Annotated in this window: 20 protein-coding genes and 1 pseudogene; 11 read left to right on the top strand and 10 right to left on the bottom strand. The window is 48.3% G+C overall.

Annotated features, from left to right (window positions below; translation table 11 throughout):
• Positions 1-269: pseudogene (locus A8707_RS28985) on the top strand (hypothetical protein); the annotation flags it as partial.
• A gap of 139 nt (positions 270-408) precedes the next feature.
• Here A8707_RS28985 and A8707_RS07475 read toward each other — a convergent pair.
• Positions 409-3,063 carry a hybrid sensor histidine kinase/response regulator gene (locus tag A8707_RS07475; protein WP_068816174.1) on the bottom strand — a complete coding sequence of 885 codons (2,655 nt, stop codon included), beginning with the start codon at positions 3,061-3,063 and terminating at the stop codon, positions 409-411.
• A 316-nt stretch (positions 3,064-3,379) separates the two neighbouring features.
• Here A8707_RS07475 and A8707_RS27950 point away from each other — a divergent pair, with 316 nt between their 5' ends.
• Positions 3,380-3,535, top strand: coding sequence for a hypothetical protein (locus A8707_RS27950; protein WP_156518411.1), 156 nt, complete (start codon positions 3,380-3,382; stop codon positions 3,533-3,535).
• Positions 3,536-3,826: 291 nt separating this feature from the next.
• Here the strand turns inward: A8707_RS27950 and A8707_RS07470 are convergent, their stop codons facing one another.
• Positions 3,827-5,224: an SGNH/GDSL hydrolase family protein gene (locus A8707_RS07470; protein ID WP_068816173.1), complete on the bottom strand. Its 1,398-nt coding sequence runs from the start codon at positions 5,222-5,224 to the stop codon at positions 3,827-3,829.
• 343 nt (positions 5,225-5,567) lie between these two features.
• Positions 5,568-6,380, bottom strand: coding sequence for a hypothetical protein (locus A8707_RS07465; protein ID WP_068816188.1), 813 nt, complete (start codon positions 6,378-6,380; stop codon positions 5,568-5,570).
• Between the two features lie 133 nt (positions 6,381-6,513).
• On the opposite strand from A8707_RS07465, the gene A8707_RS07460 reads away from it, so the two are divergent.
• The 3 genes from A8707_RS07460 to A8707_RS07450 all read left to right on the top strand — a co-directional run bounded on the left by A8707_RS07460 (position 6,514) and on the right by A8707_RS07450 (position 8,485).
• Positions 6,514-6,720 carry a DUF2949 domain-containing protein gene (locus tag A8707_RS07460; protein WP_068816172.1) on the top strand — a complete coding sequence of 69 codons (207 nt, stop codon included), beginning with the start codon at positions 6,514-6,516 and terminating at the stop codon, positions 6,718-6,720.
• Positions 6,721-6,793: 73 nt separating this feature from the next.
• Positions 6,794-7,291 carry a hypothetical protein gene (locus A8707_RS07455; protein ID WP_068816171.1) on the top strand — a complete coding sequence of 166 codons (498 nt, stop codon included), beginning with the start codon at positions 6,794-6,796 and terminating at the stop codon, positions 7,289-7,291.
• Positions 7,292-7,411: 120 nt separating this feature from the next.
• Entirely contained in the window at positions 7,412-8,485 is a 1,074-nt protein-coding gene (locus tag A8707_RS07450) for a glycosyltransferase family 4 protein (RefSeq protein WP_068816170.1), read from the top strand.
• Positions 8,486-8,819: 334 nt separating this feature from the next.
• Here A8707_RS07450 and A8707_RS07445 read toward each other — a convergent pair whose 3' ends face one another.
• The 6 genes from A8707_RS07445 to A8707_RS07420 form a co-directional block, all read right to left on the bottom strand.
• A complete protein-coding gene (locus A8707_RS07445; RefSeq protein WP_068816169.1) occupies positions 8,820-9,143 on the bottom strand; it encodes a hypothetical protein in 324 nt (107 codons plus the stop codon).
• Positions 9,144-9,252: 109 nt separating this feature from the next.
• Positions 9,253-10,098 (bottom strand): oxygen-dependent tRNA uridine(34) hydroxylase TrhO, encoded by an 846-nt coding sequence (gene trhO / locus A8707_RS07440; RefSeq protein WP_231947971.1) that lies wholly within the window; start codon positions 10,096-10,098, stop codon positions 9,253-9,255.
• Between the two features lie 385 nt (positions 10,099-10,483).
• Entirely contained in the window at positions 10,484-11,104 is a 621-nt protein-coding gene (locus A8707_RS07435) for a superoxide dismutase (RefSeq protein ID WP_068816168.1), read from the bottom strand.
• A gap of 257 nt (positions 11,105-11,361) precedes the next feature.
• Positions 11,362-12,573, bottom strand: a complete 1,212-nt coding sequence (locus tag A8707_RS07430) for a M20 metallopeptidase family protein (RefSeq protein ID WP_068816167.1) — start codon at positions 12,571-12,573, stop codon at positions 11,362-11,364.
• Between the two features lie 352 nt (positions 12,574-12,925).
• Positions 12,926-13,345 carry a tetratricopeptide repeat protein gene (locus A8707_RS07425; RefSeq protein ID WP_068816186.1) on the bottom strand — a complete coding sequence of 140 codons (420 nt, stop codon included), beginning with the start codon at positions 13,343-13,345 and terminating at the stop codon, positions 12,926-12,928.
• Positions 13,346-13,416: 71 nt separating this feature from the next.
• Complete coding sequence (locus tag A8707_RS07420; RefSeq protein WP_068816166.1) at positions 13,417-13,773, bottom strand: HesB/IscA family protein; 357 nt, start codon at positions 13,771-13,773, stop codon at positions 13,417-13,419.
• A 217-nt stretch (positions 13,774-13,990) separates the two neighbouring features.
• Here A8707_RS07420 and A8707_RS07415 point away from each other — a divergent pair, with 217 nt between their 5' ends.
• The 4 genes from A8707_RS07415 (at position 13,991) to A8707_RS07400 (ending at position 18,777) form a co-directional block, all read left to right on the top strand.
• Complete coding sequence (locus A8707_RS07415; RefSeq protein ID WP_068816165.1) at positions 13,991-15,631, top strand: DUF6930 domain-containing protein; 1,641 nt, start codon at positions 13,991-13,993, stop codon at positions 15,629-15,631.
• A gap of 351 nt (positions 15,632-15,982) precedes the next feature.
• Positions 15,983-16,264, top strand: coding sequence for an HU family DNA-binding protein (locus A8707_RS07410; RefSeq protein ID WP_068816164.1), 282 nt, complete (start codon positions 15,983-15,985; stop codon positions 16,262-16,264).
• Between the two features lie 29 nt (positions 16,265-16,293).
• Complete coding sequence (gene cobD, locus A8707_RS07405; protein ID WP_068816163.1) at positions 16,294-17,370, top strand: threonine-phosphate decarboxylase CobD; 1,077 nt, start codon at positions 16,294-16,296, stop codon at positions 17,368-17,370.
• A gap of 6 nt (positions 17,371-17,376) precedes the next feature.
• Positions 17,377-18,777 carry a dihydrolipoyl dehydrogenase family protein gene (locus A8707_RS07400; RefSeq protein WP_068816162.1) on the top strand — a complete coding sequence of 467 codons (1,401 nt, stop codon included), beginning with the start codon at positions 17,377-17,379 and terminating at the stop codon, positions 18,775-18,777.
• On the opposite strand, the gene A8707_RS07395 is transcribed toward A8707_RS07400, so the two are convergent.
• Positions 18,774-19,325, bottom strand: a complete 552-nt coding sequence (locus A8707_RS07395; RefSeq protein WP_068816161.1) for a 5-formyltetrahydrofolate cyclo-ligase — start codon at positions 19,323-19,325, stop codon at positions 18,774-18,776. The two genes, A8707_RS07400 and A8707_RS07395, sit on opposite strands and share 4 nt — an antisense overlap.
• A 96-nt stretch (positions 19,326-19,421) precedes the next feature.
• On the opposite strand from A8707_RS07395, the gene A8707_RS07390 reads away from it, so the two are divergent.
• Together A8707_RS07390 and A8707_RS07385 are read left to right on the top strand one after the other, a co-directional pair.
• On the top strand, positions 19,422-21,002 hold the full coding sequence (locus tag A8707_RS07390; RefSeq protein ID WP_068816160.1) for a peptide ligase PGM1-related protein: 1,581 nt from the start codon (positions 19,422-19,424) through the stop codon (positions 21,000-21,002).
• Between the two features lie 163 nt (positions 21,003-21,165).
• Positions 21,166-21,564, top strand: a complete 399-nt coding sequence (locus tag A8707_RS07385; protein WP_068816159.1) for a hypothetical protein — start codon at positions 21,166-21,168, stop codon at positions 21,562-21,564.
• Positions 21,565-21,566: the final 2 nt, after the last annotated feature.

Here is a 21,566-nt window from a genome sequence, read left to right as displayed (position 1 = left end):
GACTCCATTGCTTTGGTCAGAAGACTCGGCTGGGCATTTATCGCTGGTTGTTGTTATCCCTCATTGCTTACCTGCTTGCCCATTGGGTCTCTCGAACGTTCCCAAACTGGGCACCGCTGGATTGGGGGGAAGTCAGTGCCCAAGCGATGGCAGAACTTTTGCCTCAAGTCCTATGGATCAAGCTATTACATCAGATTCAAACGCACCGGAAACTTGCGGATGACCTGGGGTTTGAAATCCTCGTCAAGCCTCTCCCCTTACCTTATTGAGACTGGTGCAAGATGTGAGCTAACCCTGCTTCTTAGGGAGGAAAGGAAACTAGATGGTTGCTCCCTCTCCTTAGGGAGAGGGCTGGGGTGAGGGAGAATTCAGGTTTGTTTAATCTATGATCCTAAGCAAACCGTTTAGTTAGTTTTTTAGAACCTCTTGAATGCAGGTCAGCAACTCTTTGGCGGTGTAAGGTTTGGGCAGAAATGCCTGAATTTCGGAACCCAAGACTGGCAGTTGGTTGCTGGGCACTAATCCGCTCATGGCGACGATTTTGACCTGCGGATTCAGCTTTCTCAATGCCCGAATCGTCGTAGCCCCGTCCATTACGGGCATCATCAAGTCGATCAGCACCAGATTAATTTCGCGCTTGTGCTCGGCGTAGTGAGCGATCGCGTCAATGCCATCAATCGCCGTCAGCACATGATAGTTGTAGGTTTCCAAGACGGTTTGGCTGACTTCTCGAATGTTGGCTTCATCATCGACGACGAGAATTAATTCACCCTGCCCGATCGCCAACGCCTCGATTTGCGTCTGAAGCATTTCCTCAGATTTTACCGCAGGTAAGTAAACCTTGAATTGAGTGCCTTCTCCCACTCCGCTAGTCACGGTTACGAATCCGCTATGACTTTTGATGATGCCGAGAACAGTGGATAGCCCCAATCCAGTCCCTTTGCCCAAGTCTTTCGTGGTGAAAAATGGCTCAAAGATGCGATCTAAAACCTCCGGCGAGATGCCCGCTCCGGTGTCTGCCACCGTCACCGCAATGTAGGAACCCACCTGAGCATCTAAGTTCATGCGGGCGTAGGGTTCGTCAATCCACAAATTCTCAGCACTGAGACTCAGAGTGCCGCCTTCGGGCATTGCATCCCGCGCATTGACGCAGAGATTCATCAAAACCTGGTGGAGATGAGTCGCGTCTCCTGTGACAAGCCAGAGATCGCTGGCGAGATCGAGGTGAAAGTCGATCGCTTTCGGAAACGTCTCTTGCATAATCTGTCGAATCTCAGCAATCAGGTGACGCACTTGAAGCAGCGATCGCTTGCCCTCCATGCCTCGTGCGAAAGACAAGACTTGCTTAACCAACGTCGCACCGCGATTTGCACTGGTTTGAATCATGTCGAGCATCTGCCGTTGTTTGACATCCTCAGAGCTTGTTCTCATCAACAGCAGTTGAGCCGCCGCCAAAATCGGAGTCAGAATATTGTTTAAGTCGTGGGTAATGCCGCTGGCAAGCGTGCCGATGCTCTCCATGCGCTGAGCGCGCAGAAACTGTGCTTCTAGCTGTTTTTTCTCGGTGATGTCGGTGCTCACCACCAAGATAGACTTGGGATTTTCTTGCTCATCTTTCACCAAAGTCCAACGGCTCTCGACGACCAGTTTCTTCCCCGATCGATGAATCAAATTGAGTTCATTGTGCCATTTGCCTTGCTCAAGCACCGTTTTTTGAGCGTGAGTCAGTTGAGTCGTTTTTGCGGGATGGAGCAGAACCGTTGCATCTTTGCCTAACGCCTCCTCAGAGCGATATCCATAGAGTCGCTCGGCTCCGGGGTTCCAAAATAGAATTTTGTGGGAGAGATCCTGCACGAAAATTGCGTCGGTCGTGACATCTAAAAGAGCGGCTTGCTCTCGAATTTTTTGCTCGGCTTGCTTACGATCGCTAATGTCTTCAGAGATGCCTACAAAGTAGAGCAGTTCTTTAGCTCCAGACCAAACAGGGGCGATTTTTAGACTGTTCCAGAACGGCTGACCGTTTTTGCGATAATTTAAAATCGTAGTTTTGATTTCGCGCTGTTCGGCGATCGCGGCTCGAACTTGAGAGACCACTTGCTGATCGCTGTCTACCCCTTGCAAAAAGCGGCAATTTCGCCCGATCGCTTCCTGAGCCTCATAGCCTGTGACCCGCGTAAAGGCAGGATTGGCATAAATAATCGGGTTATGAGGCTGATTGGGATCGGTGATTAAAACGCTCTCCGTCGTGGAGGCAACTGCGCGGGCAAGAGAAAGATTTTCTTCTACAATCTTTCTCAAAACTAGGTCATTGCGCCTGCGTTCAGCGATCGCGGCTTGCTGTTCTGCCCACGTTTGTTGCTCACGCTTAACTCGCTGCCAATAAGTATCGAAGAAGTCTAATAGCTCTGGCTCGTCGCCTACCAAATTCTCAAAGTGATTTTGAAAGCGGCGATCGTCGAGATAACTCACTTCAGGATGAGCTTCCATCCAGATATGACAGGTTTTGAGGTAGGCAATTAATGTGATTAAGAAGTGATAATGAGTCTCTCCTAACACTCGTCGTAGCTGAGTTCGCACGGGTTCTGTGTTCTCAGACTCCATTGCAATAAAAGTTGCACAAGCTAGCAAACTAGCTTCTAAGTCAGGGGCGAGTTCTGACCAGTTGTTGAGTTCGGTTTGCTGGGCAGAGAGACTAAGTAAATGGTCGCGAATCGTGGACTCGATCGCAGGGGGCGATTCGAGCAGCGCTAAGATTTCTCGTGCCTCAGTTCCCAGGCTGTATAGAGAACAACTGTAGCAAATCATGCAGTAAGGAACCGCACAAAACCGCGAGAGATAAGCAGATAGTTTTTCCTTGAATAAGACAGGTAGAGGATTGTGAACGTAAGCAGAAAGCGTCTGCTGCCAAAGGTTTTCAAAGATCTGAGGCGTGTGGATGGCAGGAGCAAAAAACGGGGGAATGAAGCCAAAGGTGCGTTGAATATCTGCTTGAAGTTGCTCGATCGTGTCTGAAGAGACGCTGTGAAGTCCCGCTACTTTTTGAGCAGACGAAGTTGTATCCATGAAGAGTTTTGAGTCGTGAGGAGCAACAAGAAATTAAGGTAGCTAACGCAAAGACTATTTGTATATCGGAGATTAGTGGACTCACCTCTGATGTTAATAAATTACCGCTCCATAACTATAGTAAAGATAATGAGGTAACCATCGTTAAAAACTAATCAATAAAAATATTTGAACCCTGAACACGACACTGAGGGATTGGCGAATGCAGAAGTCTGATAAAACTTATGATTCGTGAATCGCGAACTTTATGGCGTTCCTCACAAGTTCCTCAACTTTTTTCTATACAACGGGTGTATAGGCAAAAGGAGAGACTGATATGGCAACGTCTGACAAGCTTAATAACTTAAAACAGCGGATCGGATCTGACTCTGCAAGCTGGGGATCTCTAGCAATTCTAACGATCGGAATCATCGTTTTGCTAATGCTGATGGTGTCTTATTCACACGCTGCTACTACAAACCTTTATCCGTAAGTAGGTATGTAGCTGATAATACTAAGCGAACAGCTAAAAAATGCTTGAACGATCGCTCTAAGGATCGAGGATTAAACAACCTGCTGTTTTGAACTGACGCTAACCTACCTAACGGTCACCCCCCAAATCCCCCAATCTGGGGGACTTTGAACTCCGGCTCCCTCAGACTGGGGGATTTAGGGGGCGAACCCGACGAATCACACGTTAATAAATCCTTATTCCTTAGCAATAGCGATCGTTCAAGCAGCACTACTCAACATCAGCTTAGACGACTGCCCACTTAAAACCGTTCTAGCGTCCGGGAGGTGATTGGTCGGCGTAAGGCTTGGGTTGCAGCGTTAGAGAGGTGGCGATCGTGTCATAAAGCCGATTGGCGATCGCAGTATTTCCGGCATCGGTTAAATGCACTGTGTCGTAAAAAGACTCTCCCTGAAAGTTGGTTCCCTCATATAAGTTGAGCGTTGTCACGCCCTGAGGAAACTGCTGTTTGACTTGAGCGATCGCTCGCTGAAGTTCGGTGTAACCTGCTTTGACCCGCTGGGTGTAGGGTTGTCCGACCTGATCGAGAATCTTCTTTTCTTGTGGAGCCAGGGTGTTGACATTGCGGCTGGTGATTTCGGGTTGCAGTGCCAGCACGATCGGAATTTTTGCCGCCGATGCCAACCGCACAATTTGCTCTAAGTTATTGCGATATCGAGACACGCGGCGATCGAGTTCATCGGCATTCGCTGGAAGCTTTTGTGCTAGGGGTTGAGCATCATCTGTTGCAGGAGGAATTAATAGCTTGAGAGAATCTTGTGGACGCAGCACCCAATACTGAACACTCTTAACTAAGAATGACTGACTGATCCAATTCTTAAACCGCTCTGACAACGCTGTGGTGAAATGCCCAAATGAATTATCTAACAGCGACTCAATGCCCGGAATATCGGCTCCCTCTTGAGTGCTCGGCAACAGCAAATCGGCATAGCCATCCATCACAATGATAAAATCAGGCTTATAAGATAACACCTGAAGCGCGAGTTGCGATAGCTCATTGCTAGACGCATAGCCGGGAACGGCGGCATCAATCACCCGATAGCGACTATCTCGAATGCGAGGCGGCAGTGCCATCGCTTTTGTTAGCTCATCGGCATAGTAAGGCAGCACATTAGGACGAAACTTAGCAGAATTTGTCTTCTGAGTGGCAACCTGCTGATTCAGCCGGGTTTCTAACTGGGTGGCAAAGGTGCTTTGATTGCTAGAACTCATCTGTCCAAAGGCGGTAGAGCCACCCAAAACAAAAATTCGCACTTCGTCTTTCGATTTTGTCTGTGCTACGGGCTGACTGTCGCGAAACCCCTGCTCATTGATTTGCCAAAACGAGTTGGTTTGACTGCCGACCAGCTTATAGCCCATTAGAGGGCTGCGTTTTGCGTTTAACCGCCCTCGATCGGGCAGCCCATCATAAGCAGCGCCAGACTGATCGAGATAGTTTAATCGGTAGGCAGTAACCTTCAGCGGTTCGCTATCATAGGCAGCGAGTTCGGGTGCTTTGCCGATCATTCCGATGATTAACCGCGCCAACAATTCTAGGGTGATCAGCGCGATCGGAATAGCACTCAAAATCACCCAGCGAGGCAAAGACTTTTTCTTTTTCTGATATGACGACAGGCTCGATCTGTACGATTTACGGCTAGTTCTAAACATTCAGCAGTTTCCTCAAACGATCGATGGACCCGCTCGGGGCTTGTTCTAATTTCACTCAGATAGAATTAATGGGGCAAGAGCGACTTCAAAAAAATGTCGTAACACAACTTAAATGCAGACTGCAAGAACTTTAATGACCGTTAAGAGAATGCTTTTCATGTGAAAGGAGCAACTGACGAACACCCTAATGATGCAGATAAAAGCAAAGATTCATGACTCTTAGAGGGTTTAACCTTGCTAAATCAAAAAATGACCCCAATAGGTTCAGTATCTTACTACTAAACGTGTTCCGCATTACAACGAGAATGTCGTTGAAGACGACTATTAAAGGTGCGGCGCATATCTACGGAATGCCCGTGACGGCTGCCCAAAAATATTTCTTAAACGACGATAAATCTAGATCGAGGTGCAGTTTTTTTGACCAGGTATAAATATCAAAACTCACCTGGCTATTCGTCACCGACACATTTCCTAATAGCCCAATCCAGTGACTTGGAAACGGAATCGGCGGCGGGTTGGTTTGCAGCATTCCCTCGGCGGTGATCAGCGCAAACGCCACTCCTCCTGCTTGAATCGCTGCTGCCGCCTGGTTTAATGCACTCACGTCATTCATCAAATAAGCATGATAATACTCACTTTTGCGGTAGCCTAAAATCTCCTTGATCCAGCCGCGCATTTCCCACGATTTAGTCATTCCTGCCAGATTGCGAATCATGTCAGGGGCATTTGGCTCAACTGGAAACAGCAAATTTTCTGACTGTCTCAGCGTCGCTAACACCATCCAATCGGCTTGGCTCATGCGCAGGTCACCCCGACTCGCCTGTCGTAGCTCATTAGGAGCCGAGAGCCAGTGACTCGCCGCTTGAAAGTAGCCCGTTTCAAACAGACTTTGACAAATTCGCACATAGCGAAGCGGCTGTTTTCTGACCAGCTCAAACAAAACGGCTGCCGGACCGCAAAAAGGCTGCCCGCCCTGGCTGATTTGAAACGGATCGTTAACGCGCGATCGCACGTCTGCCACGATCGTCGCTTTATCTAAAGATGCCCAGGCACTCGGCGCACTCGATGTTGCAAACCCATCGATCGCCTCCAGTGCAGCTTGAATCAGATTGGCATCTGGGAGATATAACTGGGTTGCGGCATTGCTGACAGTCACGGCGGAACCTCGCACTAAAAACTAGAGGTAATTAATGCAACATTGTCGCTTTTAAAGCCTAAGATGTCACACTGTTTCAGGTTCTGAACTGAACTCTGAAGTCCATTTAACCGTTGAGAAAAGCGTGGCTGCAATGGAGATTTCAACCAATCATCCTCTGATTCGGTTTTTGACTGAGGAACTTTTGATTTCTCAAGCCTCGATCGTGTTTGCCCTGCAACAATCTGAGCAAACCCCTAGTCTGCTGCCGATGACTCTCTGGAACTATGGATTGGTCACCCTCTCTCAGCTTGATGAAATCTTTGATTGGTTAGAGCGATATGGCTCCTTTGAGAGCTAGAGTCTGCCGTTTTCCGAAATTTAGCGGCTGATTGGTGAAGACTCAGATATCTCAACGTTCTAACGCGCTATCTATGAAACTTCAATCTTTTATCGGAATTGGCATTGTGGCATGGGTGCTATCAAGTCTTCCTGCCCACGCTGCAAATCTTGATCTCAAAGTGTTTAAAGCGATCGACACTCAAGATCCCAACGTTCGCTGTCCGGCAAAGGTGGTGGTGACTGAAACTCTCCAACCTTATCGTGAGGGAAGCTATGCAATCGATGGCACGGCAAACTTGAGCGCGATCGCCGATGGTTTTACGATCGCCAGCAGCGATGATTTTAGCGTCACATGGGTCGGCAAACTTAAGCCACGCTATGACCAATGCAAAGCGACCGCTCGAATTGTCAAGTCAGACAATGAAGACTTTTCAGGACATTCCTATTTGAGAATGCGGTTCGTCAATGGAAAAGCCTATTTAATTCTCGACATGACAGGAATGAGCGATGCAAATAGCCTAACGACTGCGATTCTCAAACAATTCGTGCGAGGCGACAAGCCTGTCTGGAGTTGGGGCGGAACCGATTGATGAAGAGGCATTTCGGCTCCGTTCAGCGAAAAACTTTCCCTATCTCCGCAGCCAGATGCGTCCTATCTTATAAAACTGTAATGATCATTACAACCAATTTTAATGAACGCGGAGGTTTTTATGCGGATTGCTCAAATTGCTCCTTTGTGGGAGAGTGTGCCTCCTCCTGCTTATGGAGGAGCTGAATTAGTCGTCAGCTTATTGACCGATGAATTAGTGAAACGTGGACACGAGGTCACGTTGTTTGCGTCGGGTGACTCTGTGAGTCTTGCCCATCTTGAAGCCATTCACCCTCGTGCTCTACGCCTCGACCCTGGAGTTAAAGAGCATTCAGTTTATGAGATGCTGCAACTGGGGCATGTTTATCGACGATCGCAAGAATTTGACATCATTCATTCTCACATTGGCTGCGCGGCTCTGCCCTGTGCGCCGTTGGTCAAAACCCCGACTGTGCACACTTTGCATGGAGGCTTTTCGCCCGATAACGAAAAGCTATTCACTCATTTTCACAATCAGCCCTATGTGAGTATCTCAAATACTCAACGAGAACCGAGATTAGGGTTGAATTATGTTGCGACGGTTTATAACGGCATCAATCCGGCAGCGCACAAATTTTATCCTCAACCAGATGAATCTCATTATCTGGCTTTTTTAGGGCGAATCTCTCCTGAAAAAGGAACGCACCTCGCGATCGAGATTGCCAAAAAATCGGGCTGGCATCTCAAAATGGCAGGAAAGGTCGATCGAGTCGATGTCGATTATTTTGAGCAAGAAATTAAGCCTCACATTGATGGCAAGCAAATCAAATATTTGGGTGAAGCGAATCACGTTCAAAAAAACACCCTGATGGGAAATGCAGTGGCAACCCTATTCCCGATTACCTGGCGCGAACCGTTTGGGCTAGTGATGATTGAGTCAATGGTCGCCGGAACGCCTGTAATTGCGATGGAGCTTGGCTCAACGCCTGAAATCATTGTCCACGGCGAGACCGGGTTTCTCTGCCACAGCGTGGATGAATGTGTTGATGCGGTTGGGCGAGTTAGTCATCTCGATCGCAATGCCTGCCGCGATCACGTTGTGAATCACTTTGGTGTTAAACAAATGACCGATGGTTATGAAGCGGTGTATCAACAAATTTTAGCAAATCGCTTTTCTAAAAATGGACATACACACCAATACGCAGAATCTCGATAATGGCTAAATTGCTCAGGTTCTTAGGTTTACACAACACAGTCAGCAATCTGTTTTTCAAATAATTTTTTATAAAAAGAACAAAAGTTTCTGCCCTCACCCTAAATCCCTCTCCCAACCTTGGGAGAGGGACTCTGAAATCTAGCTCCCCTTCTCTCAAGCTTGGGAGAAGGGGTTGGGGATGAGGGCATCTTCGGACTTCTGCAAGAAGTTTAAAGAACAACAATCTAGTAAACGCTCAGAGATAAATAATCTGAAGAATCACTAGATTGCTGTTCTTAATGTGAATTAAACGTTAAAAATAACGCGACTCAAAAAGATCTAGAATGACTAGAGCTTATGAGAGAGAGCTACCGGCTTGAGAAAGAAGTTGCCCTAACTGTTGCAGCTTAGACATTGCGTCACCTGTCACAGTTCCAGCAGAAGTTGTGGTTTGAGAGCCGAGATCAGAAAGAAGTCCACCGATCGAGGAACCACCCGTACCGCTACCCTCAAGCGCCATTTTTAATTGACCCAGCGTTTCTGCAATTTCAGTGCCTTGCAACTGAGACTGCCAGCTTTCGATCGCGCCGACTGCCGCTTCAGGAGGCAAAGATGTAATTCCACCTTGCAGTGCAGCGATCGTAGAATCTAAGTCAACCGTTTGAGTCGAATCAGCCATATCAGACTTCCTTTGTTATCGTGAACGTTGGACAAATTGCTCGAAAATTCGCAATTCAAAGTCATCCTCACACTTGTTCTGATTATTCTTTACACAAACCCTCGATTCCTCAGCCTAAGGAAGGAGATACCCTTCGATCGCAATGAGGACACGGGGTTTTTGAGGGGTCAGTCGTTTGATCGGCTTCAGAAATGGGATGACCACAGTCGCGGCGTATCTCAAATGACCCTTCAGTCACTCCCTGAATGACGGCAACCCGATGATCAAACACAAAGCACTCTCCTCGCCATAGACTTTGCTCATCAGGCACTTCTTCAAGATATTTGAGAATGCCACCCTGGAGGTGATAGACCTCTTCAAACCCTTCCGAGAGCATAAAAGCCGATGCTTTCTCACAGCGAATTCCACCTGTGCAAAACATTGCGACTTTTTTGTGTTGATTAGAGGCGAGGTGCGATCGCACATAGTCAGGAAACTGACGAAAGGATTTTGTACAAGGGTCGATGGCTCGATCGAAGCTGCCAATCCCAACTTCAAACTGATTGCGAACATCGATCACCGTCACGTCTGGGTCAGAGATCAGCGCGTTCCAGTCGTGCGGGCTAACATAAGTGCCAACTTGCCGACTCGGATCGACCGCTGACAGCCCCAACGTCACAATTTCTTTTTTGAGTTTGACCTTGATGCGATCGAAGGATGGTAGCTCAGTGCAGGACTCTTTAGACTCTAAATCTGCCAGTCGAGGGTCGGCTCTGAGAAATGCCAGAACGGTATCGATGGCGGTGCGAGACCCGGCGATCGTGCCGTTGATCCCTTCCTCCGCCAGCAAGATTGTTCCTTTTACGCCCTGATCTGAGCAACATGACAATAAGGGGTCTCTCAACTCGACCCAATCAGAAAGCCGCACAAACTTATAAAAGGCGGCAACGACCTGGGGCATTTGTGATTCACGCATAAAGACGCATTCATCATATCGTTTGAGACTCTCCGATCGCTTGAATTGCCCTCACCCCCTCTCTCATTGGAGAGGAGAAATCTTGTTCCCTCTCTTAAGGGAGAGGGCTAGGGTGAGGACTAATTTATATCCAAACTCATCAGCACTCGATTCCCAACTAATGGCGAGCATCTGCTAACTACGCATTATTTTTGCTTTATAACAAAAAACCGACAGTCTCTATCAGAAACCTGTCGGTCAGTCGTGTGTTCCCTGTTGATGACTCGGCTAAAGTTGAGTCTTGTACAGTATGTCTGGCAGATGGTTCAGCTCTAGTGACTTCGATCACAGGGTATGGTGATCCCTATTTTAAACCAAGTTTAAAGTTACCAGTTCACTACAAGAGTTAGGTAGCGGACTGAGACTTAGCAAAACGGCGGTTGATCTCATCCCAATTGATCACATTCCACCAGGCATTTAAGTATTCTGGACGACGATTTTGATACTTTAAATAGTAAGCGTGTTCCCAAACGTCATTTCCCATGATGGGATAATAACCCTCGCTCAAAGGGCTATCTTGATTAGCAGTGCTTGTGATTTGCAGAGTTCCTTGATTGTTTTTCACGAGCCAAACCCAACCGCTGCCAAAACGCTTTACACCCGCGTCGTTAAACTGCTGTTTGAAGGTGTCAAAGGTGCCAAAGGTGCGATCGATCTCACGAGCCAGGTCACCCGCTGGCTCTCCGCCGCCGTTGGGCTTCATGATTTGCCAAAACATTGTGTGATTGACATCGCCGCCAGCGTTGTTGCGTATCGTTGCGCGAATGTCTTCGGGAACGCTGTCGAGCATTTTGACCAACTCTTCAACGCTTTTGCTTTGCAGATCAGCGTAGTTTGAGATCGCACCATTTAGGTTGTTCACATAAGCAGCATGGTGCTTATCGTGGTGCAACTGCATCGTCTGAGTGTCGATGAAAGGCTCTAAAGCATCATAGCTGTAGGGTAACGGAGCTAATTGGTGAGCCATATAGGTTTCCTAAAAATCAGGGTTCAACGGACTGTAATCTCTTCTTAAATCATAATCGTTATGATTATGATTTGCATTAGACCAGAAAGCCTTCTGATGATCTGATGTATCCACAGCAAAGTTTCTAATCTCTGAAGTCTAGATTAGACAAAGCTTATAGATAGCTCTTGTACAAAATTGAAGATTGTTAGTAATGACTCACAATCTCACTAAAGAGGTAGAAATTTGAGAAAAGCTGTAGACCCGCAGATTCTAAGTTAAGGTTTACAGAATTTTTCAACGCACCGCACAAAGATTTCGACTCCCATGCTGAGAGCGGTCTCATCAAAATCGAAGCGAGGATGATGATGAGGAAAATCTAATCCTTTTCGAGCGTTAGCAGACCCCAAAAAGAAGTAACAGCCCGGAACCGCTTGCAGAAAGAATGACATATCTTCGCCGCCCATCGTTTGACAGTTAGAGACGATTCCCAACGGCGACTCAATCACGGTTTCAGCGACAGATCGTACCAAATCGGCGATCGCGACATCATTGATTACAGGCGGATACAGTTTCTGATAATCCAACTCATATCTCGCACCGTGACTCTGGCAGATTCCAGCGATCACTTGCTCGATGCGCTGGGCAAAATAATCGCCATAATTTGGGTTGAAATATCGGACAGTGCCGCTCATACGAGCTGTGTCAGCAATCACGTTACACGCGGTTCCGGCATGAAATTCACCCACGGTCACGACTGCCGACTCGATCGGGTCAATGTTTCGCGCCACGATCGTTTGCAGAGCATTCACCACTTGAGAAGCCACAACGATCGAGTCGATCGTTTGTTGCGGAATTGCGCCATGTCCACCTTTGCCAAAAATCGTGCAGCGAAACGTCTCGACGGCTGCCATTAACGCCCCCGATCGCACACCTGCTGTCCCTAATGGCAGTTGATTCCACAAATGCAGCCCAACAATGGCATCGACATCAGGATTTTTGAGTACACCCGCTTCTACCATTGGCTGGGCACCCCCCGGACCTTCTTCGGCAGGTTGAAAAATGATTTTGACGGTTCCTGCAAAGTCACGGTGTTGTGACAAATAATAAGCAGTGCCAAGGACGATCGTGATGTGTCCATCGTGACCACACGCGTGCATCAGTCCGTCGTGCTGCGATTTGTAGGGCACCTCGTTTTCTTCCTGAATCGGCAGCGCATCCATATCTGCCCGAATTGCCAAAACCCGCCCCAGACGATCGCCTTGAATGATCGCCACGACTCCAGTTTTCGCGATTTGAGTCTGATGATCAATGCCCCATTCTTGAAGTTTTTGGGCAACAAATTCTGAAGTCAACTGCTCACAAAAGCCCAGTTCAGGATGTTGATGCAGCCGTCTGCGCCACTCAACTAACTGAGTGTGCAGTGCTTGAATCTCTGGACGAATCCGAGAAAAATCGATCGTAGACGGATTCGCAAAAGTAGAGACCATAAAAAACTACGCTTCCTGAGTAGATGACAGATGTTGCTTAACAGAATATTTTCTTCAATTCTAATCCCTCGATCGGCTTGAATCTCTAACTCCTTGATGCCGTAACGGAATGACTGCGACACATAAACTCAAGATTGCAATTTAGAAATAGACAGCTTCCTGCTATCTGCTCAACTGACGCAGGTTTCAGCTATGAGGTTTAGGAGACAGGGAACGATCGAGCTTTACGGTTCTTCTAAATTTACTAACTTTCACTCATCCATTTCTGAGAATGACGGATTGCATAGAGTCAAAAAAATAGAGCCAGCCGTGCAGGGCAGACTCTATCGATTTTCCACAAGTCCTGAATCTTTTAGGATTCAAACAACCAAGCATTCACACGCTGCAAACTCTTCCAGTCAGGCTTACGCGTAAATCCATCGGCAATGTTTTGCTTGACTTCATCGCCCAACTCAGGCAGCGTCGTCAACTGTTGAGCAATCTCAATGTGAGGTCTAACCCCAGGTTTTGATAGCTCTAACATCGCCATCACGAGATTGACTCGCGCTTGAGGGTCTTGAGGGTTTAACTTGACTGCTTTTTGAGCCGCAGTCAGCGCCAATAAAGGCTTGTCTGCCAACAGATAAAGCCATGCTAGACACGTCCAGGCAGAGCTACTTTTGCGAGAGCGATCGCAGATATCTTTAAACACTGGAATTAACGCCTCTGGGTCTTCTCCAGCTTTATAGCGTTCAAGCCCTTCGTCAAAGAGCGTTTCAATGGTTTGGGTCATGATCGAACTAGAAATTTGAACAACTGAATCGGTCATGAGCGATTATTTCTGAACCCATGACCCCCGATCTCCTACGTCGTGAATGACTTTCCGCAGCCACAGGTCGCGCTAGCGTTGGGATTGGTGAACTGGAAGCCGCCGCCAATCAAAGCATCGCTATAGTCCAGCATCAGACCATAGAGATAGAGCAAGCTTTTGGGGTCGCTGATCACTTGAAAGCCGCCGTAATCATAGACTTCATCATCAGGACGAATGTTATTAGGATCTTCAAAATCCATCGTGTAAGACATTCCAGAGCAGCCGCCGCCCCGAACGCCGACCCGCAGACAAAGATCTTTTCCTTGGTTTTCTCGCAGCAGCATCACATGCTTGAGCGCGGTCTCGCTCATCATAATTCCGCGTTGTTGAGACTGGATGGTTTGTGTCATCTGCCCGTCTGACTCCTTGGCTACATCAAAAATCGATCGTCTCTATCTCACCATCTTATCGATTATTGACTGAAAACTGATTCGTGACTCATAACTTGACCTGGCTGGCTATGCTGAAGGAGGGCTTGGCAGAATGTCGGTGAGGAGAAGAATTAACGTTTACTATAAAGTCTGCTGCCCGAATGTCGGCTCTGTTCTTCCGTTATCTGGCTTGGTTATGACTGGTCTCAATCGTGCTACTCGTCGTCGGCTTCTTGATTTGCCGCAGTTTCCTAACGTGTGGGAGGGCGATCGTCGTCCCCTTTCATCTGGTTCACCGATGGCGCAGACCGACTGGACAGAGCCGAGTGCATCACCCTCTAAGCCAGACGGCGAGTGCATTCTCTGGGTCGATGGGTCGATGGGAGTTGTGCGCGCGATGGATGTGGTTCCGGCAGAAACGGGACCGGAAGCGATCGTGCGAACTCTACTGCGCGCGATGGAGCATCCTCACAATCCTGGGCAACCCGCTAGACCGCAAAAAATTGTGGTGCGAGATCGTGAAACTCAGTTTTATCTGCGGGGCGTGCTGCAAGACTTAGAGATCGTTTTGGACTATGTGCCCGAACTGCCGCTGATTGATGAGATTTTTCGCGGCTTTCAAGATGTAGCAGAGACGCGCCCGCCAAAACTGCCGCCCCAGTTTGCCGATCCGCTGATTGAGAAGGCAGAAGAGATTTGGCAAGATGCCCCCTGGGAGATGCTGGGGGATCATCAGATTTTAGAAATCGAGTTGAATCAGTGGGATCTCAGCACGGTCTATGCCTCTGTGATGGGGATGTTGGGCATGGAGTATGGCATCTTGCTGTATCGATCGCTCGATTCTCTCAAGCAATTTCGGCAGCGAGTGCTGGCAAATGAGTCGCTTGAACAGATGGAAGAGGCTTTTTTGGGGCAAGACTGTCTGTTTGTCACCTACGAAGCGGATCGTGAAGAGGAAGAATTTGAGGAAGAATTTGATCTTGCAGAATCAGACGATTCAGACATCAAGCCTGTTTTTGGCAATCTGCATCCGTTAGAAGGCATCCGATCGTTTCTCTATGACGAAGAAGCGATCGCTCTCTTGGTGGTGCTTGAAGCCCTGCATCGATTTGTGCGTCAACATCGTCGCAAACTAGAAAACGATGCTTTTCCGCCGATCAGCAGTCGCTATAAAATTCCGGTGCCCAAAGGGGCAGACGCAGACGTTGCTCTGGTGTCGGTCAAAGTGGCGACGATGCCTGACGTAGCAGACGAACTGTTTGCGCTAGTAGGCGATGACGAAGAGGCGGCTTTTCCGGTGATTCGCGATGACCTGGTGCCCGAAAATTCGTTTCTCAGCCTGGGCGTAATTCCGTGGGAGACGGTGGAACGAATGCGATCGCAGCTTGACTATCACCAGCCCGGAGAACCCGCCGAAGTGGGAGAAGGCTTGCCCGTGATTTTGATTCAAACGTCGCGACCCAAAGCAAAGGCAATGATCGCAGAGATTCAATCGGCTGGAGGAATTACGGGCATCTGCTTTAATCCGGGGTCTGACCCATTTGTGGGCGATCATTATGACCTCGGACTTTTGCAAACGGGCAACGATGAGCTTCACCTATTTGGCGAATTTGAGGAAGACGAGCCAACTCATCTGCAAGCGCGAAAGAAGTGGGATCAGCGCTGCAAAAAGACAAAAGGCTATTGTGGGTTGGTAATTGCCAAAGGGTTAACGGGGGCGAGTCGCGGTAACCCCAGTCTCAAAGATATGGTGGCGTTGTTTGAAGTGCCCGCGATCGGCTCTGATCAGCTAGGGCTAGGAACGCTAGAACGCAAATTTGCAGTGGATTGGATGTGAGCGTTCTCAAATGAGACACGATCGCGGTCTATTATTCTTTTCTGCGATCGCGCCTCTGATCTCACTCAAAACCAGAGAGAGCGGGAATATCGTAACTTTTCTTAGTGAACAATTCTTGCGATTAAGCATAAATGCTTATTGATTTGCTCAAATTTGGCTAAAAAGCGCTGAAGTCTATATAACTTAAAGCGTTTGACGCTCCATATGTGTAAAACAGCCTATAGAATGGGTCATTGAAAATTCGAGTGAATGGGAGTTTCAGCCGTTTTGAGCTGACCCCCTCGAACCTTCATTTTTAGTCTCACTGTGAGACACCCAATTACCCACAAGACAACCTCTGAGGAGATTTATATGAACAAGGGCGAACTCGTAGATGCCGTCGCTGATAAAGCCAGTGTCACCAAAAAACAAGCTGATGCCGTTTTGACGGCTGTGATTGAAACGATCGTTGAAGCCGTATCTTCGGGTGACAAAGTAACGCTCGTGGGGTTTGGCTCGTTTGAGCCGCGTGAGCGCAAGGCTCGTGAAGGGCGCAACCCCAAAACGGGCGATAAGATGGAGATTCCGGCGACCAAGGTTCCTGCTTTCTCGGCTGGGAAACTCTTTAAAGAGAAGGTCGCTCCCGCTAAATAACTCGCTCAATTATTCAACAGGCAACCTTTTTGAATCGACCAGTGCACGGGGGGAATTTGGCTTGGGCAGCAGAACTGGCTGGCTGTTCTCCCTCTGCCATTCTTGATTTTTCTGCCAGCATTAGCCCGTTGGGTCCTCCTCAATCGGCGATCGCGGCAATTCAATCCAACTTAAATCTGGTGCGGGAGTATCCTGACCCAGATTATCGGCGACTGCGATCGGCGATCGCTCGGTTTCATCAGTTGTCGATTGACTGGATTTTGCCCGGAAATGGTGCCGCCGAGTTGCTCACCTGGGCTTGCTGGGATTTGGCAACGTTAGATGCTACTCAGGTGCTCACGCCAGGGTTTAGCGATTATTTTCGGGCATTGAGCGCCTTTGATGCGAAGGTGCATCGGTGTCCTTTTGACTTTGCAGGAAATCAGCGAGGCTTTGAGTCGGTCTCAATGGATCTTTCTGCCGTGATTCAACCGACTTGTGAAGGTTTGTTGCTCAACAATCCCCACAATCCGACGGGGCAACTGTTTTCACGAGAGTCGATTCTATTTTGCCTAAAAGAATTCTCGCTGGTAGTGGTCGATGAGGCATTTATGGATTTTTTGCCCCCCGATCGTCAGCAAAGTCTCATTGACGATGTGCAGCACTATCCAAATTTGGTGATCTTGCGATCGCTGACAAAATTCTATAGTCTGCCCGGATTGCGGCTGGGATATGCGATCGCGCATCCCGATTACTTAAAAGTGTGGCAAACTCGCCGAGATCCGTGGTCGGTTAACGTTTTAGCGTCGGTTGCGGCTGAGGCGATGTTGTCAGATACCGAGTTTCAGCAGCAGACGTGGAATTGGTTAGAAGTCGCCAAACCTAAACTATTTCAAGGGCTATCAGCCTTGCCGGGATTGCATCCCTATGCGAGTGCGGCTAATTTTTTCTTAGTGCGGTCAGACCAGTCGGTGCCTGAGATTCAACAGCGACTCTTAAAACAGCACCAGATTTTGATTCGAGATTGTGTAAGTTTTCCAGAATTGGGCGATCGTTACTTTCGAGTGGCGGTGCGGTCTGAGTCTGAAAATCAACGCCTGATCGCAGGCTTAACCGACGTTTTGTAGAGATCTATGGCAGTTGACTATGATTTGGTTGTCATCGGAAACACCCCTGCGGGAATTCACGCCGCCGTCTCTGCTGCACGATTAAAAGCAAGAGTGGCGCTCGTGGCACAAAACACTCGTTCCGATTCGACGATCGTTCGTCGTGCCTTTGCAGAGATTGGAGAAATTTCTCAACGCCTCGATCGGGCAAATCAACTCAGTTTCTATGCGTCAGAAATGGTTTCCGAAGCGCCACAACTGACGGAGGCAAAAAGATGGGCAGACGCGATCGCATCTAGTCTTCAAGAATTGGAATCGCCAGCCGTTTTAGCTTCGCTAGGCATCGAATTTGTTGCAAGTGTAGGTGAATTTTGCCGCAAGCCTTTTTCTGGTTTTGTTGTCAATGGGCGAGTGCTACGATCTCGGACTTTCTTAATCGCAACCGATCACATTCCTCTGATTCCAAATATCGAAGGGTTGCAAACTACAGGCTATTTAACGTCTGAAACGATTGGGCAAATTGTTCCATCAAAATTAGTGATTATTGGCGATGATGAGATCGGCATTGAACTTGCACACACGTTTACTCAGTTAGGCTCTCACGTCACTCTAATTTTGAGCCGTGGAATGCTAGAAACTGCCGATCGAGAAGCCGCTTTTCTGATTCAAGCTCAGTTAGAAGCCGAAGGAATTCGTGTGTTGACTCACACTCACGTTACTCAAGTGAGAAAGATTCAATCTAAAAAATGGGTTCAGGCGGGTGACGAAGCGATCGAAACCGATGAGATTCTCCTAGCAACGGGATCACAGCCCAATCTAGAGTCTTTGAATCTAGAAGCAATGGGCGTTTCGTTTCCGGTTCGCGTCAACACCAAACTGCAAACGTTAAATCATCAAATCTATGTTTGCGGCAGTCGCATTCACTCGATCGCTCAACAAGAAGCCAATGTCGCATTAAAGAATGCGTTGTTTTTCCCGTTATTTAAGATTGACGATCGTCAGATCCCTCACATTATATTTACGAATCCACAACTCGCTTGGGTTGGCTTAACCGAGTCTCAAGCTATTCGAGCCTATGGAAAAGACGTTGTGGTGGTGAGGCAATTTTTCAAGACGTTAGCAAAAGCGCACATTCAACATAAAACAACTGGAGTTTGTAAAGTCATCACTCGTCGTAATGGAGAGATTTTAGGAGCGCATATTGTGAGCAGTGACGCAAGCGAATTGATTAGCACGATCGCCCTTGCAATCAATCAAAAACTCAAGATACAAATCTTCAGAGAATTAGCGGTTCCGTCTCCTACATTTTCTGAAATTTTGACAAGAGTTGCGATCGAATGGGATTCTCAACGCCTCAAGCACAACACGAGATTGCAAGACTTTTTAGAAGACTTTTTTCGATGGCAAAGAGAGCAATCAAGGTATTAATTGATCCTCAAATATCCCTGTTCAGTGCAAATTCCTTGCAGTGGATGATCCCACGGGTCGATCGCCAGTTCAGAAACCACCGCAGACTGAAAAACGATCCCGATCGTCGGTTTCTCCTTCCACTCTGGCGCACTGAGGAGACGATCGTAAAAGCCGCCTCCATAGCCCAGTCGATAGCCTCCCAGATCACACGCAACACACGGCACGAGAATCAAATCCACTCGATCGGACTCCAAAATCGGACTCTCAGCAGACGGTTCAAGAATCCCGTAAGCTCCAGTTTTAGGAGGGAAACCGGGTGAAAGAACGTGCCACGATAACAATTTTTCGACACAACGCGGAAAGCCCCAAACTTTAGGTAGCGAAAAGAGCAAACTCAGATCAGGTTCTTGTCTAAAACTAAAATAAGCCAAAACTGTTTTGGCTTTTTGAACCAGAGGCAGCGCCTTTAAATGTTCACAAATTTGCTGACTCGTTTGCTGCCATTCTTCTAGAGGCTGCGATCGGCGTTTTGCGAGCAGCGATCTCCGCAAGGCTTTCTTCTCCATTTCTGCCTTCAAATTTTCTACCTTCCGCACGTATTGCGAATCACAACTCAATCTGTATGATCACTTGTATCCCATACTACGCGGGAGATAGCCGTTATGGACACGCTCAATCTAAGGGCTGAGATCGCCAAATTTCAGCTTCTTCAAGACCAACTGCGCGATCGCTGGCGCAACTCAGACCAGTTTGACCTCAGCGATGCCGATATTGTGGTCATTCCCTCGATCAGCATCGACCAGCGAGAACTCTTGAAAATTGAGGGCTTTTCGCACTATGAAGAACGGCTGCTGTTTTCTCTGATTCGATTGAGAAACCCTCGGACTCGGCTGATTTACCTCACGTCACAGCCGCTTCACCCCAGCGTGATTGACTATTATCTGCAACTTCTGCCCGGAATTCCCTTTTCTCACGCCCGCGATCGGCTCCTGCTGCTCTCGACTTATGACAGCGCGACTAAGCCATTGAGTCAGAAGATTCTTGAGCGCCCTCGACTCATTGAGCGAATTCGTCAGGCGGTCGATCGCGATCGTGCCTATATGATCTGCTACAACTCCACGACGCTAGAGCGAGATTTATCCGTCGAGCTAGACATCCCCTTATTTGCCCTCGACCCCGATTTGCTAGAGTGGGGCACCAAAAGCGGCAGTCGCCAAATTTTTGCTGAAAGTGGGGTGCCTCATCCCGATGGCAGTCTGTTGGTTCACGATGCCAAAGAGTTAGCGATCGTCACCGCCGAGCTTTGGGAGCGACAGCCCGATCTCAAACGCGTCGTCATCAAACTCAACGAAGGATTTTCGGGAGAAGGCAACGCGCTGCTCGATCTGCGTCCTCTCAAAGAGATGGCTCCCGGATTGGCAACTCACCCACAGCGAGTCAGCACGATTCTCAACAAATTTCACGCCCTGCACTTCGAGTCAAAAGCTGAAACTTGGGAAAATTATGGCAGCCGCGTTCCCGAATTGGGCGCGATCGCCGAGGCATTCATCGAAGGAGACGAGAAGCGATCGCCCAGCGTTCAGGGGCGCGTCAATCCCGTTGGAGAAGTCGAAATCCTTTCAACCCATGACCAAATTCTCGGTGGACCCAATGGTCAAATCTACCTCGGTTGCTGCTTTCCAGCAGATGAGGAATATCGGCTGCGACTGCAAGACTTGGGCTTGCGAGTCGGCAAAACGTTAGCAAAAAAAGGCGTGATAGAGCGATTCGGGCTAGATTTTGTTGTGGTTCGGCACCCCAACACAGGCAAATGGGAGTTTCAAGCGATCGAGATCAATCTCCGCAAAGGTGGCACGACTCACCCCTTTATGACGCTGAAGTTTCTCACTAATGGACGCTATGACCTCGCAAGCGGTTTATTCTATAGCCAGCAGGGGCGCGCCAAATATTACAAAGCCACCGACAATCTTCAACGAGACCACTATCGAGGTTTATTGCCCAACGACTTGATGGATATCATCGCCTATCATCAGCTTCATTTTGACACCAGCACCGAGACAGGCACCGTCTTTCACTTAATCGGGTGCCTCTCAGAATTTGGTAAACTAGGGCTAACTAGCATTGGCAACTCTCCCCAGCAAGCCGAAGAGATTTATCGGCGAGTGGTCAAAGCGATCGACGACGAAACAAAGCCCGGTAGCTCGGTTCGTAACTTGTCGATGCACTGGAACAGTGGGTATTAAAAATCTGCTCCTTCTGCCACAAATCCCAACTGATTATTAAGGTAGGCTCTGTACTCAGAAAGAGGGTGATAAAATTTTCAAGAGATAGCTTCACCAGCAGTCTCTTTGCCCACTCTTCTTGACTCATCTCTTTACTTAAAAACTCTCGCGCCCCTTGTCGCTTGTGCAATCCCAAAAAACTCACAAGATTGAATTAAATAGCGATTATCCCTGTCCGTGTCGTCGTCGCGGACACTTGACTCCGATTATCCTAACCGAAGCATTTGGCTGTAGTCGCTGTCAGCAAATTTTTGTGGTCGAAGAAGGGGGCTATGTCATTGAGCAACTGTCTACAACTTACCCCTATAAGCGATCGTGGCGCTGGACAGGACACCAGTGGAATGTCGTCCATCCCGGTTTAGGAGACAGCTATTTGCCCCTCGCACTGGGCATTCTTCTGGTTTTGTTGAGCATTTGGCTTCCGGTGGCGCTCAATGGCGGTGGCGGCATTCTTTTGGTAGTCGTAGCGCTGCTGTTGGCGGTTTTGCCTGCGCTCATGGTCTGGTTAGCCTATCGCCGTTAGCT

Source organism: Phormidesmis priestleyi BC1401, from assembly GCF_001650195.1.
GTDB classification, from domain to species: Bacteria; Cyanobacteriota; Cyanobacteriia; order Leptolyngbyales; family Leptolyngbyaceae; genus Phormidesmis_A; species Phormidesmis_A priestleyi_B.
Note: the sequence above shows the minus strand (reverse complement) of the source record. Positions and strands in the feature narration are given on the sequence as shown.

What these genes read in the sequence shown, in the direction of transcription:
- A8707_RS07475 (WP_068816174.1), bottom strand. Translation starts at nt 3,063, where the DNA reads ATGGATACAACTTCGTCTGCTCAAAAAGTAGCGGGACTTCACAGCGTC.
- A8707_RS27950 (WP_156518411.1), top strand. Translation starts at nt 3,380, where the DNA reads ATGGCAACGTCTGACAAGCTTAATAACTTAAAACAGCGGATCGGATCT.
- A8707_RS07470 (WP_068816173.1), bottom strand. Translation starts at nt 5,224, where the DNA reads ATGTTTAGAACTAGCCGTAAATCGTACAGATCGAGCCTGTCGTCATAT.
- A8707_RS07460 (WP_068816172.1), top strand. Translation starts at nt 6,514, where the DNA reads ATGGAGATTTCAACCAATCATCCTCTGATTCGGTTTTTGACTGAGGAA.
- A8707_RS07455 (WP_068816171.1), top strand. Translation starts at nt 6,794, where the DNA reads ATGAAACTTCAATCTTTTATCGGAATTGGCATTGTGGCATGGGTGCTA.
- A8707_RS07450 (WP_068816170.1), top strand. Translation starts at nt 7,412, where the DNA reads ATGCGGATTGCTCAAATTGCTCCTTTGTGGGAGAGTGTGCCTCCTCCT.
- A8707_RS07445 (WP_068816169.1), bottom strand. Translation starts at nt 9,143, where the DNA reads ATGGCTGATTCGACTCAAACGGTTGACTTAGATTCTACGATCGCTGCA.
- trhO (WP_231947971.1), bottom strand. Translation starts at nt 10,098, where the DNA reads ATGCGTGAATCACAAATGCCCCAGGTCGTTGCCGCCTTTTATAAGTTT.
- A8707_RS07435 (WP_068816168.1), bottom strand. Translation starts at nt 11,104, where the DNA reads ATGGCTCACCAATTAGCTCCGTTACCCTACAGCTATGATGCTTTAGAG.
- A8707_RS07430 (WP_068816167.1), bottom strand. Translation starts at nt 12,573, where the DNA reads ATGGTCTCTACTTTTGCGAATCCGTCTACGATCGATTTTTCTCGGATT.
- A8707_RS07425 (WP_068816186.1), bottom strand. Translation starts at nt 13,345, where the DNA reads ATGACCCAAACCATTGAAACGCTCTTTGACGAAGGGCTTGAACGCTAT.
- A8707_RS07420 (WP_068816166.1), bottom strand. Translation starts at nt 13,773, where the DNA reads ATGACACAAACCATCCAGTCTCAACAACGCGGAATTATGATGAGCGAG.
- A8707_RS07415 (WP_068816165.1), top strand. Translation starts at nt 13,991, where the DNA reads ATGACTGGTCTCAATCGTGCTACTCGTCGTCGGCTTCTTGATTTGCCG.
- A8707_RS07410 (WP_068816164.1), top strand. Translation starts at nt 15,983, where the DNA reads ATGAACAAGGGCGAACTCGTAGATGCCGTCGCTGATAAAGCCAGTGTC.
- A8707_RS07400 (WP_068816162.1), top strand. Translation starts at nt 17,377, where the DNA reads ATGGCAGTTGACTATGATTTGGTTGTCATCGGAAACACCCCTGCGGGA.
- A8707_RS07395 (WP_068816161.1), bottom strand. Translation starts at nt 19,325, where the DNA reads ATGGAGAAGAAAGCCTTGCGGAGATCGCTGCTCGCAAAACGCCGATCG.
- A8707_RS07390 (WP_068816160.1), top strand. Translation starts at nt 19,422, where the DNA reads ATGGACACGCTCAATCTAAGGGCTGAGATCGCCAAATTTCAGCTTCTT.